Source organism: Mucilaginibacter sp. KACC 22773, assembly GCF_028736215.1.
GTDB lineage: Bacteria > Bacteroidota > Bacteroidia > Sphingobacteriales > Sphingobacteriaceae > Mucilaginibacter.
In genome coordinates, this window is sequence record NZ_CP117883.1 from 2300295 (window position 1) to 2318183 (window position 17889).

The 17889-nt window shown below is 42.3% G+C and carries 10 protein-coding genes; 7 read left to right on the top strand and 3 right to left on the bottom strand.

Features of this window, described 5'->3' with window-relative positions:
• Positions 1–15 precede the first annotated feature (15 nt).
• From PQ469_RS09890 to PQ469_RS09915, 6 genes are all read left to right on the top strand, one after another.
• On the top strand, positions 16–3366 hold the full coding sequence (locus PQ469_RS09890) for a TonB-dependent receptor (protein WP_274212811.1): 3351 nt from the start codon (positions 16–18) through the stop codon (positions 3364–3366).
• A gap of 46 nt (positions 3367–3412) precedes the next feature.
• Positions 3413–5248 carry a RagB/SusD family nutrient uptake outer membrane protein gene (locus PQ469_RS09895; RefSeq protein WP_274212812.1) on the top strand — a complete coding sequence of 612 codons (1836 nt, stop codon included), beginning with the start codon at positions 3413–3415 and terminating at the stop codon, positions 5246–5248.
• Between the two features lie 95 nt (positions 5249–5343).
• On the top strand, positions 5344–6657 hold the full coding sequence (locus PQ469_RS09900) for an IPT/TIG domain-containing protein (RefSeq protein WP_274212813.1): 1314 nt from the start codon (positions 5344–5346) through the stop codon (positions 6655–6657).
• Positions 6658–6887: 230 nt separating this feature from the next.
• The gene (locus PQ469_RS09905; protein WP_274212815.1) at positions 6888–8438 is read left to right on the top strand and encodes a right-handed parallel beta-helix repeat-containing protein; all 1551 of its coding nucleotides are present in this window, start codon (positions 6888–6890) and stop codon (positions 8436–8438) included.
• Positions 8439–8465: 27 nt separating this feature from the next.
• Entirely contained in the window at positions 8466–9980 is a 1515-nt protein-coding gene (locus PQ469_RS09910) for a right-handed parallel beta-helix repeat-containing protein (RefSeq protein ID WP_274212816.1), read from the top strand.
• A 158-nt stretch (positions 9981–10138) separates the two neighbouring features.
• Complete coding sequence (locus PQ469_RS09915; RefSeq protein WP_274212817.1) at positions 10139–11173, top strand: LacI family DNA-binding transcriptional regulator; 1035 nt, start codon at positions 10139–10141, stop codon at positions 11171–11173.
• 10 nt (positions 11174–11183) lie between these two features.
• On the opposite strand, the gene PQ469_RS09920 is transcribed toward PQ469_RS09915, so the two are convergent.
• From PQ469_RS09920 to PQ469_RS09930, 3 genes are read right to left on the bottom strand one after another with little or no spacing between them, the layout of a single operon-like run.
• Entirely contained in the window at positions 11184–12608 is a 1425-nt protein-coding gene (locus tag PQ469_RS09920) for an alpha-L-fucosidase (protein WP_274212818.1), read from the bottom strand.
• Between the two features lie 37 nt (positions 12609–12645).
• A complete protein-coding gene (locus PQ469_RS09925; protein ID WP_274212819.1) occupies positions 12646–14016 on the bottom strand; it encodes an alpha-L-fucosidase in 1371 nt (456 codons plus the stop codon).
• A gap of 39 nt (positions 14017–14055) precedes the next feature.
• The gene (locus PQ469_RS09930; protein ID WP_274212820.1) at positions 14056–16332 is read right to left on the bottom strand and encodes an alpha-N-acetylglucosaminidase; all 2277 of its coding nucleotides are present in this window, start codon (positions 16330–16332) and stop codon (positions 14056–14058) included.
• A 94-nt stretch (positions 16333–16426) separates the two neighbouring features.
• Here PQ469_RS09930 and PQ469_RS09935 point away from each other — a divergent pair, with 94 nt between their 5' ends.
• Positions 16427–17809 (top strand): alpha-L-fucosidase, encoded by a 1383-nt coding sequence (locus tag PQ469_RS09935; protein ID WP_274212821.1) that lies wholly within the window; start codon positions 16427–16429, stop codon positions 17807–17809.
• The last annotated feature ends 80 nt before the right edge of the window (positions 17810–17889 follow it).

Sequence of the window (17889 nt, forward strand, 5' to 3'; positions counted from 1 at the left end):
AAAGCTTTGTTGATTATGAAACTATCCATCATACTGTTGGTAGCAACCATACTTCAGGCAAGTGCTTCAGGTTACGCGCAAAAAATTACATTATCAGAAAAAAACGCCCCATTAGAAAAAGTTCTTAAAGAAATCAGGGAACAATGCGGATATGATTTTTTCTATAATTCAAAATTGATTAAGCAGGCTAACCCTGTAAGTATTAGTGTTCTGAATACCGAATTAGAGGAAGTATTAAAACTGACATTTAAAGGTCAGCCGTTTGTTTATAGTATAAGCGAGCAAACAATTATTGTTAAACCTAAACCTTCTGAAACGCCGTCTCAGTCAACACCCGTTATAAAAGTTTCGGGTGTTGTTACCGATTCAAAGGGGCTTACTTTGCCAGGTGCAAGCGTGCGCATTAAGGGTACCGGCAAAGGCGTAGTAACTAATAGCGAGGGCCGGTTTACCATCGAAGCTGATGTTAATAACGTACTTGTTATTTCATTTGCCGGTTTTATAACCAAAGAAATTACGGTTACCGGGGCAACATCATCCCTTACTGTTCAATTACTTGACGATACCAAGGGCATAAATGAAGTTGTGGTTGTAGGTTATGGTAAACAAAAAAAGCTGACCATAACAGGGGCTGTAACAACAGTGAGCGTTGCCGATGTGACTACCCCAAACCGCTCACTATCTAACGCGTTGGCGGGCAAAGTTGCCGGGGTTATATCTATGCAGAGAAGCGGGGAACCCGGTTACGATAACGCATCATTTACCATCCGGGGTATAGGTACTTTTACAGGTAATTCAAACCCGCTTATTATTATAGATGGTGTGCAGCGCGATGATGTAAACAGCACCTATGGAGGAGCTTATAACAACATCGATCCTGAGGATATTCAAAGTATTTCTTTGTTAAAAGATGCTTCGTCAACGGCTGTTTATGGTGCCAAAGGTGCCAACGGCGTTTTGATTATTACTACCAAAAGAGGTGTTGCAGGTAAGCCTAAAATTTCCTTAAAAAGCGAAATGAGCATGTCTGGCCTCACTAAAACGCCAAAAATGCTGGACGCTGTATCATGGATGAGGCTGCACAACGAGGCAACTACAAATGACGGTAACCTGCCTGCCTATTCTGAAGAAACTATTCAAAAAACAGCAAGCGGCTTAGACCCATACCTGTACCCTAATGTTAACTGGATAAAATCTGTTTATAAGGATTGGGCCCCAGGCTATAATACCAACCTGAATGTGAGCGGTGGTGCATCAGCTGTAAGGTATTATGTTTCTGCTTCTTTTTATGATCAGGACGGGAGTTATAAAGTTACCAAGCAAAATGGCTACAACCCCAATCTTAACTTTAAAAGGTACGATTTCCGATCAAATCTTGATATTGATTTAAGTAAAACCACCTTATTGTCGATGAACCTGGATGCGATGCTGGTGAGCAGCCGTTATCCCGGCTTATCGGCATCAAGTATCTGGTATGAATCGTATTTAACACCGCCTAATGCATTCCCGATACAATATCCGGGGGGCATATGGGCAGGTCCGTTTAACAACGGAGGTTCAAACCCGGTAAATGATATTCAAAACTCAGGCTATTCCAGCGAGTTTCGTCCTACCATCCAGTCTGTTTTTTCTATTAACCAAAAATTGGATGCCGTTACAGACGGTTTAAGCGCTATGGCCAGGTTTTCGTTCGATTCTTATAGCGAAAATGATAATGGCCGGACCGGCACCAATGACCTTTTTTTAGCCACATCAAGAGATCCGCAGGGTAATCTGGTATTTGGCCAATCGCGGTACGGAAGCCAGTTTTTGGGGTATACACAATCGTCATCTGCCGAAAAAACCATGTACCTGGAAACAAATTTAAATTACGACCAGGCTTTTGGTAAACACCATGTCGGCGCATTGTTTTTATATAACATGAGGTCGCGGGTGGTTAGTTCGGCCGGGAGCGTTATTGGCTCTATTCCTTATAATAATCAGGGCCTGGCGGGCAGGGTAACTTATGCATACGCCGACAGATATTTGCTGGAGTTTGATGCCGGTTATACAGGTTCAGAAAATTTTGAAGCAGGTAAAAAATTCGGCTTTTTCCCCTCCGTTTCAGGCGGCTGGGTAATTTCAAGAGAGCCTTTTTTTAAGGGGCTTTCAAAGACATTTAATTTACTTAAAATAAGAGGCTCACATGGCCTTGTGGGTAACGATCAGATTGGCTCTGCCTATGGCATCACCAGGTTCCCCTACATCAATCAATATGGCAGCGGCGGATCGGTGGGTTTAGGATTAAACGGAACTGTATATGGCGGCACTACCGAAACCGTAATTGGGGTAGAGAACCTGACATGGGAAAAGGCAACCAAAGACAATATCGGGTTAGAAATAGGGCTGTTTAACAAACTGAACATTACAATTGACGCTTATAAAGAAAGAAGGACCAATATCCTTGTTCAACGCAGTTCACTGTCGGGAATATTGGGTGTAAGCGGGGCCGTATTTGCCAATTTGGGCGAAATGAACAACCATGGTATTGAAGGCAACGTTGAATATAACGACAATATAGGTAAAGTATCCCTTCGTCTGTATGGTAACTTTACTTATAACAATAATAAAATTGTACAAAAAGACGAACCTAAACAGCTGTACGCTTATCAGCAGTCAACAGGGCGCAAGTATGGCGATAATTTGATGTACGTTGCCGAAGGGTTGTTTACATCCCAGGAAGATGTTGATAAAAGCCCGGGTCAGTTTGGAGCAATTTTAAGGCCTGGCGATATTAAATATAAAGACGTAAATAACGATGGTGTAATAAATAGCTTTGATAAGGTATACACCGGTAAATCTGATATACCTACTATATTATACGGCGCCGGCTTTACGGTTGGTTATAAAAAGTTCGATCTCTCGCTCTTCTTCCAGGGAACCTCCAATGTAATTATAATGGCCAATGGTTCGGCCATAACCGGCGCAGGTGCCGGTGGTGCGGGTATTGTGCCGTTTACGGGTATGGGTACATATCCATCAGGTATGCTTGCTAATCTTGAAAGCAGGTGGACAGTTGAAAACCCCAGTCAAAATGTAGATTATCCACGATTAGGTATTTCCAACCAAAATAGTAACAACTATCAGCCAAGTACCTGGTGGTCTAAAGATGCGAGTTTTGTCCGTTTAAAACAGGCAACATTAGGTTATACGCTTAGTCCACAGTTTCTTACAAATGCGGGTGTTAACTCGATTTACCTTTATTTAACAGGCCAAAACCTGTTAACATTCTCCAAATTTAAACTTTGGGACCCCGAACTCGGCTCTAATGGCGCGGGCTATCCACCGGTAAGAATACTTGCTTTTGGATTAAGGGCTGCGTTTTAGAAATAATGGATTTAAATCAATTTTAAAAGTATTTAAAGTTTTTCCAATGAAAAAAAATATACTAATTATGGCGGTTGGGGTATTGGTCCTGAGTGCCAGTTTATCGTCCTGTAATTATCTTAATAAAAAACCCGATAACCTGCTGACATCTGATCTGATTTGGAGCACCCGGGCCAATGCCGAATCATACCTGTACAATATATATGGATATATTGTTGAGACTGATGGGGGCGATTTTAGTGCCATGGGAGCAAGTGATGAATCATCTGTATCTATCCCGGGTACAAATGTACGGCAGATGGTTGCGGGCAACTGGAGTCCGGTAAATGCTTATTTTGACAACTGGGATAACTATTACAGGGGAATACGGTCGTCATTTATTTTTGAAGCTAATATTGACAGGGTCCCGCTGAGCCAGTTAAGCGTAACGTTAAAAAATCAATATAAAGCAGAGTCCCGTTTTTTACGCGGTTGGTTTTACTGGCAGCTGATAAAACAATACGGACCGGTTGTAAAAGTAACTGAGGCAATAAGCTTAAATGATGACTTCAATAAATACCCAAGATCATCTTTTGATGAATGTAAGGATTATGTTAACCAATTGATGGACCAGGCCGCGGCGGGCTTACCTGCCGAATGGGGCACAACAAGTAACTATGGCCGGCCAACAAAAGGCAGCTGCCTTGCGGTAAAAGCACAAATTGCTTTGCTGGCAGCCAGTCCGTTATGGAATGGTAATTCGGCCTTTGCTTCTTTTAAAAACCAGGATGGTAAGCAGCTGGCACCAACAGCATACGACGCTAATAAATGGAAAGTAGCTGCGGATGCCGCCAAAGCCGTAATTGACCTTGGCTCCTATAAATTGTTTACCAATCTTGACAATGGCGGAACCGTGTTTGATCCTTACCTGTCGGTAAGGGATCTATTCATTACCAACTGGAACAGCGAAATTATATTTTCGAGAAATTCATGGAATTACGCGGGATATACAAAATGCGTAACACCGGGAGCCGGAGGTTATAGCATGTATAATGCTACCCAAAACATTGTGGATGCATTTTACATGAATAATGGCAGAACCATTGACGACCCACAGTCTGGGTATGTTGCAAGCAATTTTGTGCAAAGTAATGGCGCAAAGTACTGGGAACACAAGAAGGGGCAGTGGAATATGTACGCCAACCGTGAACCACGGTTTTACGCTTACATTCAATATAACGGCCGCCCGGTATTACCTGCACCAACTGTTGATGATAAAAACTATTATTCCTCAACTGAAAATATTGATGGAACAGGCCGTGCCGAGTTTTATTATAATGGCAAGGCGGGTGCAAAGGCAAGTGGTGCCAGTAATAATATCACCGGGTATGACGTGTTGAAAAATGTAAGCCCTGCCGATAATATAAGGCAGTGGACTGCCAATTACCGCCCTTTTATATTGATAAGGTATGCCGAAATTTTGCTGGATTATGTTGAGGCTTTAAATGAGTACGATCCGGCTAATCAAAATATTGTGATTTACCTTGACCAGATCAGGAGCAGGGCTGGCTTGCCCGGTATAGAAACTGTTTACCCAGGTGCTATAGGAAACAAAGATTTGATGCGCAAATACATTTTGAGGGAAAGGCAGGTAGAGTTGTGCTTTGAAAGCGACAGATACTATACCTTGATAAGAAGGCTATCATTGGGTGCCGACGAAAACCAAACCATTTATGGATTAAATGTAAATACCGACGATCAGGGCCAGGGATTTTCGTTTGGAGCTTTTTATAACAAAACGCTTTTCCAAAAAAGAGTATGGAACAATAAAATGTACCTGTTCCCAATTTCCCAGTACCAGTTAGACCGCGATAGGGCATTAGTGCAAAATCCCGGTTGGTAGATGTGTGTTTTTATTTGCCTAAAAGGCAATAAAAGATGTGTAAAAAAATAAATAATTAAAGAGTAATTATTCAAATGAAAACATTCATAAACATAATGGCAAAAAGTATAAATCAATACTTACTTGCCGGCGGGGTTTTTATAATGCTGGCTTTCATAAGTTGTAAAAAAGACAAAGCTCCCGCGCATAATGCCAATTCGCCAATTAGCATCAATAGCTTTATCCCGGCGCAGGGCGGCGGCGGCACCGAAGTATTGATTAACGGCAGTAATTTTTCAACAGACACTTCGCAAATTGCTGTTACCCTGAATGGTGTAAAGCTGAAGATTATTGGCGCCAATACCACACAAATGATGGTAGTAGTACCCAAAAAAGCCGGTAGCGGACCTATTGTTGTAACTATAGGTAAAGGAACCGCTACAAGCACAACTAACTTTACTTATCAATACACCAGGACTGTAACTACCCTGGCCGGGTCGGGTAAAGCCGGTTTTGCCAATGGCCAGGGAGCGGATGCCCAGTTTGATTTTAATGGTCAGGGCTGGTACAGGAGTTGTGGCGTAGCTGTTGACGATAACCTGAATGTGTATGTTGCCGATCCTGGAAATCACTGTATCCGGAAAATTGATACCGGCGGAAACGTTACGACGCTGGCCGGTAATCCGGGAGTTTCTGGTTATTCTGATGGAAAAGGCACAGCCGCAACTTTTTCTTTGCCTTATGATGTGGCTGTTGACGCCCAGGGCAACGTATATTCTGTCGATCCCGGGAATTGGGACATCCGTAAAATATCTCCCGACGGTACAGCTACTACCTGGGCCTGGGGAAACCAATCGCCCTGGAGTGTGGCTGTTGATAAAACTACCGGCTATGTTTATTATTCAAGCTGCTCCAGCCCGGGAAACATTTACCAGGTATCGGCTCAATGGACTGCTAAAGAAGTTATATCAGGCCTCAATTATCCCGCAGGTATCAAATTTGATAAAACCGGTAATCTATACGTATCAATGAACGGAGACCACGTTATTAAAAAATACACCGCCGGCACCTGGCAAGGCAGTATCATTGCCGGGCAGCAGGGGAGTGCCGGGTATGTGAACGGAGGACCGGCAGTATCAAAGTTTTCGTTGCCATGGGGCATTGCTGTTGATAATAATAACAATGTATATGTGGCAGGTAACGGGACCGTTTATGGCGATATCAGCCATCCGGACCAAAGTATCCGCTATATACAGGCAGGTACGTTTGATGTAAGCACCTTTGCCGGAAGCAGCACAGCAGGTTATACCGATGCAATTGGAGGCTTTGCACTTTTTAGTGCGCCAACAGGTGTCGCTGTCGACAAAAACGGAACAGTGTATGTGCTGGATAAAAATAATAACAGAATAAGGAAAATAGTTTCAGAATAATGCAATCAGCACGCTGAATAGTTTCCCGAATCAATGCTGTAAATCATTGATCATCTGTTTCCGACAAGCACTCCTTTTATTATTCGGAAAGTCATTTGAGTAGTAGTTTATGATTGTTTGGTTTGTATAGTGCCCCGTAGCAGACACCTAACTGCTGCAGGGGCTATACTTTACAGCTTTATTTATCAGGAAGCGAAAAGCAGCATACATTTCTTAATTAAAAAATCGCAATGAAATTTTATATCAATATTTTGTTAGTATTTGTTTTGGCTGTACAAACGCTGGCTTGCAGTAAAAAAACTGCCGGCAACAATGTAGTACCCCTGAGCAGTACTCACGTTTATTACGTATCAGCTAATGGTTCCGACGCTAATCCAGGCACAATTAGTTCGCCTTTTCAAACTATCAATACTGCATTAAGCCGTGCCGTGCCTGGTGATACAGTTTTGGTTAGGGGAGGCACTTATTACGATAAAGTGGTGTTTCCCAAATCGGGAATAATGAATAAGGTAATTACGGTAAAGGCGTATCCCGGAGAAAAACCTGTAATAGACGGAAGCAAAATAATAGTTTCGGGCTGGATGTCATTAATTACCCTAAGCAATGTAAAGTATATATCATTGGAGGGTTTCGATATCTGCAATTTTACAAGTGCAACTTTTAATACTGATCCGGAGGGGATAGCCATTAACGGCGATTCGCGCGACATCACCATCAAAAACTGCAATATCTATAACATAAAAAGCAACGCGTCATTAGCCGATTGGCGAAGCGCCCATGCTATACTGGTAATAGGTAACGGAACTGCGGCTATTACCAACCTGGTTATTACCGGGTGTACCGTACATGATACACAAACCGGTACAAGCGAAAACGTAACGTTGGCAGGTAATATAGACGGCTTTGTTTTTAGCCATAATAAAGTATACGATACTGAAAACATAGGGATAATTATTGCGGGTGGCGATAACCTTAATAAAAATGGGGCAGTTGCTACCAATTACGCCCGTAACGGGGTAATAAGCGATAATGAGTTTCACGATAACTCCATGATCAGAACGCCGGAAATTTGGGGACCCGACCGGTATGGCGCCATATCAATTTACGTTTGCGGCGGCGCTAACACCATTATAGAGCGTAATAAAGTATATAACAGCGATCGCGGGATAGGGTTGGTAAGCGAAAGCAATGTATATGCCACCAAAACCACCATTGTGCGAAACAACTTTGTATACAACTGCTATCGTACAGGCATATACATGGGCGATTATTTAAACTATACATCCGGCGGAACTAAAGACTGCTATGTAGTAAACAATACGCTGTATCAAAATGATCGTGTTGTGGGTGCATTTGGTGAGATTGAAGGCGAGATAAGGCTCACGGAGCATTGCGACAACAACGTAATAAAAAACAATATTGTGTATGCAAGGCCGGTTGATGTATTTATCCACAAGTATACTTCAACTGGGAGCAATAATATAATTGATAACAATTTGTACTATACCACAGGCACGCCGCAATGGATCTGGAATAGTACCAACGGTACACCATATACCGATTTTAATGCGTGGAAGACCGCCACCGGCAGCGATGCCAGTTCAATAAATGGCGCCAACCCGTTATTACAGAGTACTTCGCTGCCTGATTTGCATATACAGTCATCATCCCCTGCAAAAAATTCGGGCCAGGTAATTTCAGCCGATATCAACGGGACGACAGATATTGACGGCAATACGCGGATTGTGAACAATAAAATAAGCAAGGGTGCGCAGCAGTAAAGGTTTTTTATTTTACAACGAACGGCAATGAAACATAATATCAATATTTTTTTAATGCTTGGCTTTGCAGCGCAGGTATTTGGTTGCAGTAAAAAAAACGGCGCGGCAGTAGTAACACCTTCTGGCAATACTCATGTTTATTATGTATCTGCCAACGGCTTAGAATCGAATAAGGGAACGATTGATGCGCCTTTTCAGACCATTAATAACGCGCTAAGCCATACCATCCCCGGCGATACAGTAATTGTAAAAAGTGGAACGTATAGTGAAAAAGTGGTATTCCCCAAGTCGGGAGTAATGGATAAGTATATTACATTGAAAGCCTACCGTGGCGAGAAACCGGTTATTGACGGCAGCGCTTTTAGCGTTAATGGCCGCGAGGCGCTGGTAACCATTGATAAAGCCAAATTTATTGTGGTTGATGGATTTGAAATACGCAATTTTAAAACATCTACCGGCGATCCTAAAGCCATTATGGTTGAGGGCGGATCTGACTACATCACCATAAAGAACAACACCATATATGGTATTGATTATACCCAGCTGCCGCTGAACGGCGGAGGCAACGCCATTTTAATTATCGGGAACACGTCCGATCCGGTAACTAATATTACCGTTACCGGGAACACCATACATGATTGTAAAACCGGATACGGCGAAAATCTGACTGTTAATGGGTATGTTGACGGGTTCGCCATTACAAACAATACCATCTATAACGCGCAAAATATTGGTATTGATGCTGCCGGCGGTTACGCTGCCAATGCCGACCCTGCACTTAATTATGCTCGAAACGGGGTCATCAGCGGTAACACCCTGTATAATATTGAAAGCAAAAGAGGGCCGCTTGGCGGGCATGGCGCTATAGGTATTTATGTAGATGGCGGCAGAAACGTGGTAGTAGAAAAGAACAGGGTATCTGTTACAGATAGGGGGATTGGCGCCGTAAGCGAAACAAATGGATTTCCTACTGATCACGTTACCATAAGGAACAACCTGGTATACAACTGTTGGTGCTCGGGTATTTACATGGGGGGGTATTTGAATTATACCGGCGCGGGAACAAGTAACTCATTCATTGTAAATAACACCTTATACAATAATAATCAGGCATTAGGCGCTTTTGGTGAAATAGAAGGGGAAATTAGTATCAGGGAAGATTGCACTAATAATGTGATTAAGAACAATGTTATTTATGGAGGTGCATCAGATATGTTTGTTCATAAGTACACGGCTAAAGGATCCGGAAACGTTATTGATTACAATCTGTATTATACCACAGGTGCCGCACAGTGGACCTGGAACGGCGTATCCTACACCGATTACAATGCCTGGAAGGCCGCCAGTGGCGGAGATGCTAATTCTACAACTGGTGCCGATCCTTTATTCATAAATACATCCGGCCTCAATCTTCGTTTGCAATCATCTTCTACTGCAAAAAATAGCGGGCAGGTTATATCAGATGTTGTTAATGGTAATACAGATTTTGATGGCAACGCGCGTATTGTTAATCAGCAAATAAGCAAAGGTGCTTATCAATAACCATTAGTTGTATATGCAGGTTACGCATACGGCTTTGGTTTTGCAATTATAGAACAATACACGGGTGACGTTAACCCTTTAATTATTTGACTTCAACGATTTTTTTGGACTAAGACTAATAGATAATAAATACCCATTGTTTTAATCTCGTTTATCAAATGGAAAAGATCCCGACAATTAAAGAGATAGCTAAACGCTTAAAAGTAAATGCATCAACGGTATCCCGGGCCCTTCATGGGCACCCCAGTATTGGCCTGGTAACAACCATGAGGGTTAATAAGGTAGCAAACGAATTAAATTATGAGCGTAATCAAACCGCGGTTTTTTTTAAGCAACGAAAAACATTCACTATCGGTGTTATTCTTCCTGATTTTTCTGATGCTTTTTTTTCTTTGGCTCTTAGCGGCATTGAAGATTATGCGAGTAAAAAAAACTACAATGTTTTTATCGGGCAGTCATTAGAAAACCCCGATAAAGAAAAAGGAATCCTGCAAACTATGAGGAATCACCGGTTAGATGGCATCATTATATCTATAAGTAAAAATACTACCGATTATGAAGTGTTTAACCAATTGAAAAAATATAATATCCCCATCGTATTTGTTGATCGTATACCCGACATGGAAGATATACATTATTCGGCTTGTAACCTCCAATCGGGAATGTTACAGGCCATTGAGTGTTTAATAGCAAAAGGGCACCGCAATATTGGGTTAATTAATGGCCCATGGCAGTTAGCAGCAAGTAAAGAACGTTTGGAGGCTTATCAAAAAGGGCTTAGCGATCATCAAATTGACATAAAGCCAGAGTTTGTTGTGTATTCAGACCTATCGCGTGAGCGAAATCAGCAGGCCATGGACGAGCTTATTTCATTGGCGGAAAGGCCCACAGCCGTCATCACTTTTAACGATTATGTGGCCCGGGATGCAATGGGGCAGGTAAAAACCCACAATTTGGTAGTCAATCGCGATATCAGCTTTATTAGTTTTGCCAATTCGCCTATCTGGAGTTTTACGGATAATTCGCCGCTCGCATCTATCGAACAGTTCCCTAAAGAGCAGGGCGTAAAAGCTGCAGAAATACTTTTCAAGTTAATTGACGACCGTGCTAAAGAAACTCCATCAATCCCTGGCTTTCACCGGGTTGTATTTGATTCAAATATGGTATCTCACCCGGTTAATTTTATAGCATAAGCCCCATTTTTTAATATTCCAATACAAAAGTGCCGCTATACTTTAAAGCGGTACTTTTTTGTAAAGCATCAGGTGTTTTAATGCTTAACAGTCCGTTTTTATAATCCCATTTCAGTTTTTGAACACTACCCAGCAGGCTTACTTTTTTCGGTTGTTTGATGTTATTTACCGGAAAACTTATGCTTGCCGGTAGGTTTACCATATCCTTTTCGGATAACCAAAAGGCGTACAATGTTTTCTTTGTTTTCGATTTAGTGAAATAGATATTCCCGGCAGAGTAAGGGGCTACCGGCTCTGAACCATAAATACCCTTCCCGTTAATTTTCATCCAATCCGCAATATCCTGCAATCGTTGATAGGCAACCGGATTCCAGTCGCCGTCAGGTCCCGGTGCTATATTAAGCAGCAGGTTACCGCCGCGCGAAACTATTTTTATCAATGTTTGCACCAGTTGCCGGCTGGGTTTAAATTCGTCATCCGGCACGTAACTCCAATATTTGCCAATGGTCATACAGGTTTCCCATGGGTACGATAAAGGTTTATCCGGTACTTCCTGCTCTGGGGTGGTATAGTTTTCAAATTCGCCGGCAACTGTTCTGTCTACCATAATAAGGCCTGGCTGATGGCTACGTCCCATTTTGGCTATTTTGGCCATATCAAGATCCTGGTTATAGTGCTGCGGATCGTTATCATTTGTTGGCAAGGGCCTTACCCAGCCTCCATCGAGCCATAAAATATCTACCTTGCCATAGCCCGTCATCAATTCTTCAATCTGGTTATAAGTAAAATCTTTAAATTTTTGCCAGCGTTCGGGGTAGCGTTGCGGGGAATAATTAACATTGTGGTCTTTAGGGGGAAAGTACGACCACCAATAGTTTTGGTTATGCCAATCTGGTTTGGAGAAATATGCCCCGATCATAAAATTGTCTTTACGGAAGGCGTCAAATATTTCTTTGGTGACATTGCTACGCGGATTTTTCGAGAAAGGGGTTTTGGTGTCCGTAATTTTATAATCCGTTTGTTTGGTATCAAACATGCTAAAACCATCGTGATGTTTGGTTGTAAACACCATGTAATTCATGCCCGCCGCTTTTGCGGTTTTAGCCCATTTTTCGGGGTTAAAGTTTACAGGGTTAAACGTGGTTTGCAGGTTTTCATAGGCTTTTTTATAGGTGAAATAATCAGCACTATAGGGGCCGGTACGTGTAACCCAGTCATCGGGACAAATAGTCCAGCTTTCTGCCACGCCCCATTGGCTGTAGGTGCCCCAGTGCATGAACAAACCAAATTTTTGGTCCTGCCATTGGGCAAGCTTTTTCCGTACCAGGGAGTCTTTAGGAGCCTGGTACGTAGTGGACATTTCGTGCTCGTTTTGCGCAAGCGCCGCCTGGCCACAAGCCAACAAGCAGAGGCCAAGTATGAATTTTGGGATCATGATAAATGGATATATTTTAATAGCAGGGTATATTGCATTAGTTCAGTATCAATTCAATTACCGGTATCTCGGTATCAGGTTTGGTCTCCGGTAGATTTAACACAAGGTCATTTCCTGCATTTTTTGATTTGCTATCCGTTTGAATTTCTGAGGCATCGTGCAAAAACTGTATATATTTTACTTTGTCCTTGTATCCTGGTAAAGTGATTGTTTTGCCCGGGTACTCCAACAAATGAACATATAAACGCCTGGTATTGGCATTATAAGTAAGCATGGTATGTTCAGGGGCTTTAAATGTTTCCGGTGCTTCGGTGCATCCATAAATAGCGCGGCTGTTGTATTTCATCCAGGCTGCTAATCCGTCAAGCCTTTCATTGGCCCGTTTATCAAATAAACCACGTGCAGTAGGGCCCACATTCAACAGCAGGTTACCGCGTTTGCTTACAGCCTCTATCAGCATAGTAATTAACTGTTTAGTGCTTTTCCAGCTGTTTTCATCGCGGAAATATCCCCACGAACCAGAAAACGTTTGGCAGGTTTCCCAATAAGTTTTGTAATCGTTTTTTTGGGTCCATTCTGTTAGGTTTACCTGTTCGGGTGTCAGGTAGTCCCATCCATCCTGGTATTCATTTATATCAAGGCGGTTATCAATTATAATATTGGGCTGTAGTTTTCTTATTTCTTTAACCAATTCAACAGATCCCCAGTCTTTGCTGCCTTTACCACGTTTTCCCATGTCGGTGTATGAAAAATCGAGCCAAAGCATATCAATTTTACCGTAGTTGCTAAGCAGTTCTTTAATCTGGTTGTGCATGTAGGTGCGGTACCTGGCCATATCCCGGCCTTTATTCAATTTATCATAATCTTCATCCTTTTCGCTTGCCGGTTGCAACGGGTGTAAAACATCAACTGTAAAATCAGGGTGATGCCAATCCAACAGCGAGTAATAGAAACCTATTTTTATGCCTTCGGCCCTAAATGCATTTACAAACTCTCTTACAAGGTCTCGTTTAGCTGCGGTATTGGTGGCTTTATAATCGGTGTATTTTGAATCAAACAGGCAAAACCCTTCGTGGTGTTTGGTAGTAAGTACGGCATATTTCATTCCGGCTGCTTTGGCTTTTTTTGCCCATTCTTTAGGGTTAAACAAGTCCGGGTTAAACTCATCAAAGTAAGGCTGGTATTGTTTATCGGTCATCCGTTCCCATCTTTTTACCCATTCGTGCCTTGCGGCTTGTGAGTAAAGCCCCCAATGAATAAACATGCCAAACCGATCGTTGGTCCACCAGGCCATGCGTTTAGCTTTTTGTTCGGGTGTTTCTGTTCCTATTTTCTTTTGAGCATACGAGGAGGAAAATACCAGGGATATTAATAACGTAATTAAGACTGTTTTTTTGAGTTGACGCATAGCGGTCTGTTAGTTTGAATTAAATTAGGTATACTAAGTTTACATCGATAAAATTTGGTTAACCACTTCCTGTAAAGGCCTGTGTGGTTTTTCGGGATTTAGCTTCTGGTTTTCATCCACCCATTTGCGTTCCCAGGAAAAGTAATCGGGCTCGGGAGCGTTTTTGCCCTGCAGGTTACCACGCAGGTAATCAAAGTAAATTTCCCAGCGGGGCAGGTAATAACCATCCATCAGGCCGGCCCATTCTTTATAGGCATATTCATGCAGGTTATCTTCGGTACGTATGTTTTCTCCCCAATAAGTAATCTGCATTAAAGCGTTTTTTAAGTTATTTGCTTTCTCTTCAGCAGTGTTTCCGTTGGCTATGGATTGTTTGAGATAGGTGTTGAGCCTGAAGTAACCATCTGTATTCAGCAAGTCGTCTGTCAATTTTATCATGTGCAGAAACTTTTCACTTGCCTTGTTAAAGGCCGGTAAATCCTTGTTGTTATAGGCTGTTACCAGGTCATTAAAAACAAGAGTTCCTTTATTTGACAGCACCTGCCTAACCATGTTGATGAGATCTATTTTGTAAGTAGCCGAATTCATGAGCCCGGGTGCAGCCAGTGCAAATTCTTTTACCGCTTTTTCAAATTGTACAGTATCATAATTCCGGGTAAGCGTGCCCCAACTGGAGATTGACTTGACCTTAAGCGCGGGCCTTGCACAAAAAATAGATTCGCCGGCCCCTTCCTGATAACCGGGAAGGCTTTGATAAATGGTTTGTAAAAAGCCTTGCCAGGCATTACTTGTATGCGCATTGTTTACACCATAACGGTATTTGGCGTAATTATTAATCCAGGTACGGGTATCAACATGTTCTGTGCGCCAGCCCAGTTCGAGCATCAAATCATAGTCTGGGGGATTATTGTTGATACCTTCGGGCATTATACCAACACCCTTAAGATAATTGCTGTAAGTGCTTTCCCTGGCCCTGTAAATTTCATCGGCAAAGCGTTGTAATTTGCCGTATACACCGGGGCGTTCGCCAAAATTGTTAACACTGCACCATATAAACGGTGTGTTATCATAGGCTTTACGTTTTTCCCAGTTGTTGGTAAACTCGCCAAAAAGTTCCTGTACCAGTACTTTTGATTTATCAAGACCGTCAAGCATGGCCTGTTTAGGGTTATCCTGCCAACCCTGCAACACCCATGACGAGCCCGGATAATAACTTTGCATTGATGCCTGTATGCTTGCCCCCGCCTTTTTCAGATCAATACCGTCGGTTTTACCTCCCTCATGAAAAGGATCGCCTGCAAAAAAATGGATGTTTTTGCCATATAATGCCTGCATTTCGCTGTAATATATACCCGCTACGCGGCTAAATTCAGGGTCAGTAGGGTCAAGTATGTCGGGCCTTTTAAATGCGCCCCAGGTGCCCTGGTCTATAATGTGCGCCTTGCTTTTATTTTTTAACGTACTTGGCACCATTCCATAAAAACCTTGTAAAACAGGTTCTATCCCCAATTCCCGCATTCGCTTTATCATTTTTTGCTGAATCAGCTTGCGGTTGTCAACCTGGCTTTGCGGCATCGGTCCGCCCCAGCCTTCAATATTGCCCATCAGCCACCATGCGGTATAAGCGGGGCCAACTATAAAGTTGTTAATTTCATTTTCGTTATACCCTATCTTCCTCAGTGTATTTTGCCATACCGCTTCCATGCCTTCAACGGTAAGCATCGTATTAACACCATTTAGCGCCATCCAGTCAAGCTCCCGTTCCCAATCGGCCCAGCTGTAAAAACTCATGGTATAGTTATAGGTACAATAATTTAATGCATAACGATACTTAGCCTCCGCTTTTACAGTTTCTTTTTTGCCAACAACCGGAATCGGAAACACAGGTGCCAGGTTATCGCCCATGTGCGACATGGATCTGTGGCAATAATATTTTAAATACCAGTTTACACCAACTGCCGCTGCATTAGGCCCTGAAGCGCTGATCACCAGTTTGTTTTTTATAGTTTGTAGCTGGGCTATTTCGGAGTCGGGAGATTTTAAGGTCTTGAAAATAATATGATCACTTAACCAGGGAGCACGCCTTTTAACCAGTGCTTTTACCGGTTCAAATTGTTGGGCAAAAAGATGTATAGGCAAAAGTAGAACAAGCAGAAAAGTTAGTTTTCGCATATAAAAATATTGATTTTTAGGGTTAACATCCTCGAAACTAACTAAAATTAAAATAGAAAATAAGGCGCAGCCCGCCGCTGTTGTTGCATAAAACTTACGCAAACGTTTGTTGCGGCATGCGCAAACGGTTGCGTAAGTTTTCACTATTTTTTTCGATTATTATTTTGCTACCATTGTATCTCAAAGGCCATATTTTACCAAATGGCGCCCCTTTCATCGTTAAAAATCATCTTATAAAATGAAGAAAATCATAATCAGCCTTATTATTTGCACAGTTGTTAGTGTGGTTTCATTTGCGCAAACAACAACCCCTGCCGATTCATTGATGGGGGCTACGATATTGAGCAAGCGTACCGACGCCGCGATGCAAAAATGGCGCGACAATAGATTCGGGCAATTTATCCATTGGGGTTTGTACGCCGTGCCTGGCGGGCAGTGGAAGGGTAAAGATTATCCGGGCGCTGCTGAATGGTTAAAAGCCGATGCCCACATTTCCGCGGCAGAATATGCCGAACTCATCCATCAGTTTAATCCTCAAAAATATAATCCAACAGAATGGGCCCGTATTGCTAAAAATATGGGTGTGAAATATGTTATCCTGACAACTAAACATCACGAGGGATTTTGCCTGTGGCCCAGTGCCTTTACAGATTTTTCTATAGCATCAACACCTTATAAAAAAGATTTACTGATGCCTTTTGTAAAGGCCTATCAAAAGGAGGGGATTGATGTTTATTTTTATTATTCTATCCTTGACTGGCATCATCCCGATTACCGGTCGGTTATACAATCGGATGATGATCAAAAGGCTTTTGAACGGTACTTCGCATTCGTTAAAAATCAACTGAAAGAGCTGATAACCACTTATCCAGGTATTAAAGGCCTTTGGTTCGACGGGCAATGGGAAGCATCGTATAAAAAGAACTACAAAATGGGTTATGAGCTGGAGCAATATTGCCGGGCATTAAAACCGGGTATTATTCTTAATAACCGCATTCGTACAGATGCGCAGGGGCATGTAGATCATGATTATAAAGGACGGCATTTTGGCGATTTTGACGGCAGCTTTGAGCGCCGTTTACCATCAAACGTAAAAAGCCTTGATTTTGACTGGGAAGCCTGTATGACCGTTCCGGAAAATCAGTGGGGATACCACAAAATATGGTTGGGGCATACAAAAACTGCTTACGAAATAGAAGAAATGCTGGCCACCTGCACCGCGATGGGTGGTAATTTTGTACTCAATTTTGGCCCCCAGCCCGATGGTACTATCCGTACCTATGAGCAAAACCTGGCCAAAGAGGTTGGCGCATGGATGAAAACCAATTCGGCCGCGATATATAGCTGCGATAACGCCGGCCTGGAAAAGCAGGACTGGGGCTATTTTACACAAAAGCCGGGTGATGACAAGCTTTACATGGTAGTTTTTAATATACCTGTATCAAAAGCATTAAAATTAAAGCTTCCTGAAAAAACGAGTATTGCAGATAACTCACTTTTAACTGATAGCCTTCAAAAATTCACAATCGAAAAAACGTATGGAAACGAATATTACCTGCATTTAGGAGAAGCTAAGTTTAGCCAACCATTTGTGATAACACTCCAATTAAAAAAGGATTGACCGATTTTGGATCAAATAGCTACAGGCTTAAAATTTTGCTAATAGTGATACAGCTATTGCCCCTTATAAATTTATAACAC

Excerpts from the sequence above, each read along its gene's own strand:
- PQ469_RS09920 (WP_274212818.1), bottom strand. The coding sequence starts at position 12,608 with ATGATCCCAAAATTCATACTTGGCCTCTGCTTGTTGGCTTGTGGCCAG.
- PQ469_RS09915 (WP_274212817.1), top strand. The coding sequence starts at position 10,139 with ATGGAAAAGATCCCGACAATTAAAGAGATAGCTAAACGCTTAAAAGTA.
- PQ469_RS09900 (WP_274212813.1), top strand. The coding sequence starts at position 5,344 with ATGGCAAAAAGTATAAATCAATACTTACTTGCCGGCGGGGTTTTTATA.
- PQ469_RS09890 (WP_274212811.1), top strand. The coding sequence starts at position 16 with ATGAAACTATCCATCATACTGTTGGTAGCAACCATACTTCAGGCAAGT.
- PQ469_RS09910 (WP_274212816.1), top strand. The coding sequence starts at position 8,466 with ATGAAACATAATATCAATATTTTTTTAATGCTTGGCTTTGCAGCGCAG.
- PQ469_RS09895 (WP_274212812.1), top strand. The coding sequence starts at position 3,413 with ATGAAAAAAAATATACTAATTATGGCGGTTGGGGTATTGGTCCTGAGT.
- PQ469_RS09925 (WP_274212819.1), bottom strand. The coding sequence starts at position 14,016 with ATGCGTCAACTCAAAAAAACAGTCTTAATTACGTTATTAATATCCCTG.
- PQ469_RS09905 (WP_274212815.1), top strand. The coding sequence starts at position 6,888 with ATGAAATTTTATATCAATATTTTGTTAGTATTTGTTTTGGCTGTACAA.
- PQ469_RS09935 (WP_274212821.1), top strand. The coding sequence starts at position 16,427 with ATGAAGAAAATCATAATCAGCCTTATTATTTGCACAGTTGTTAGTGTG.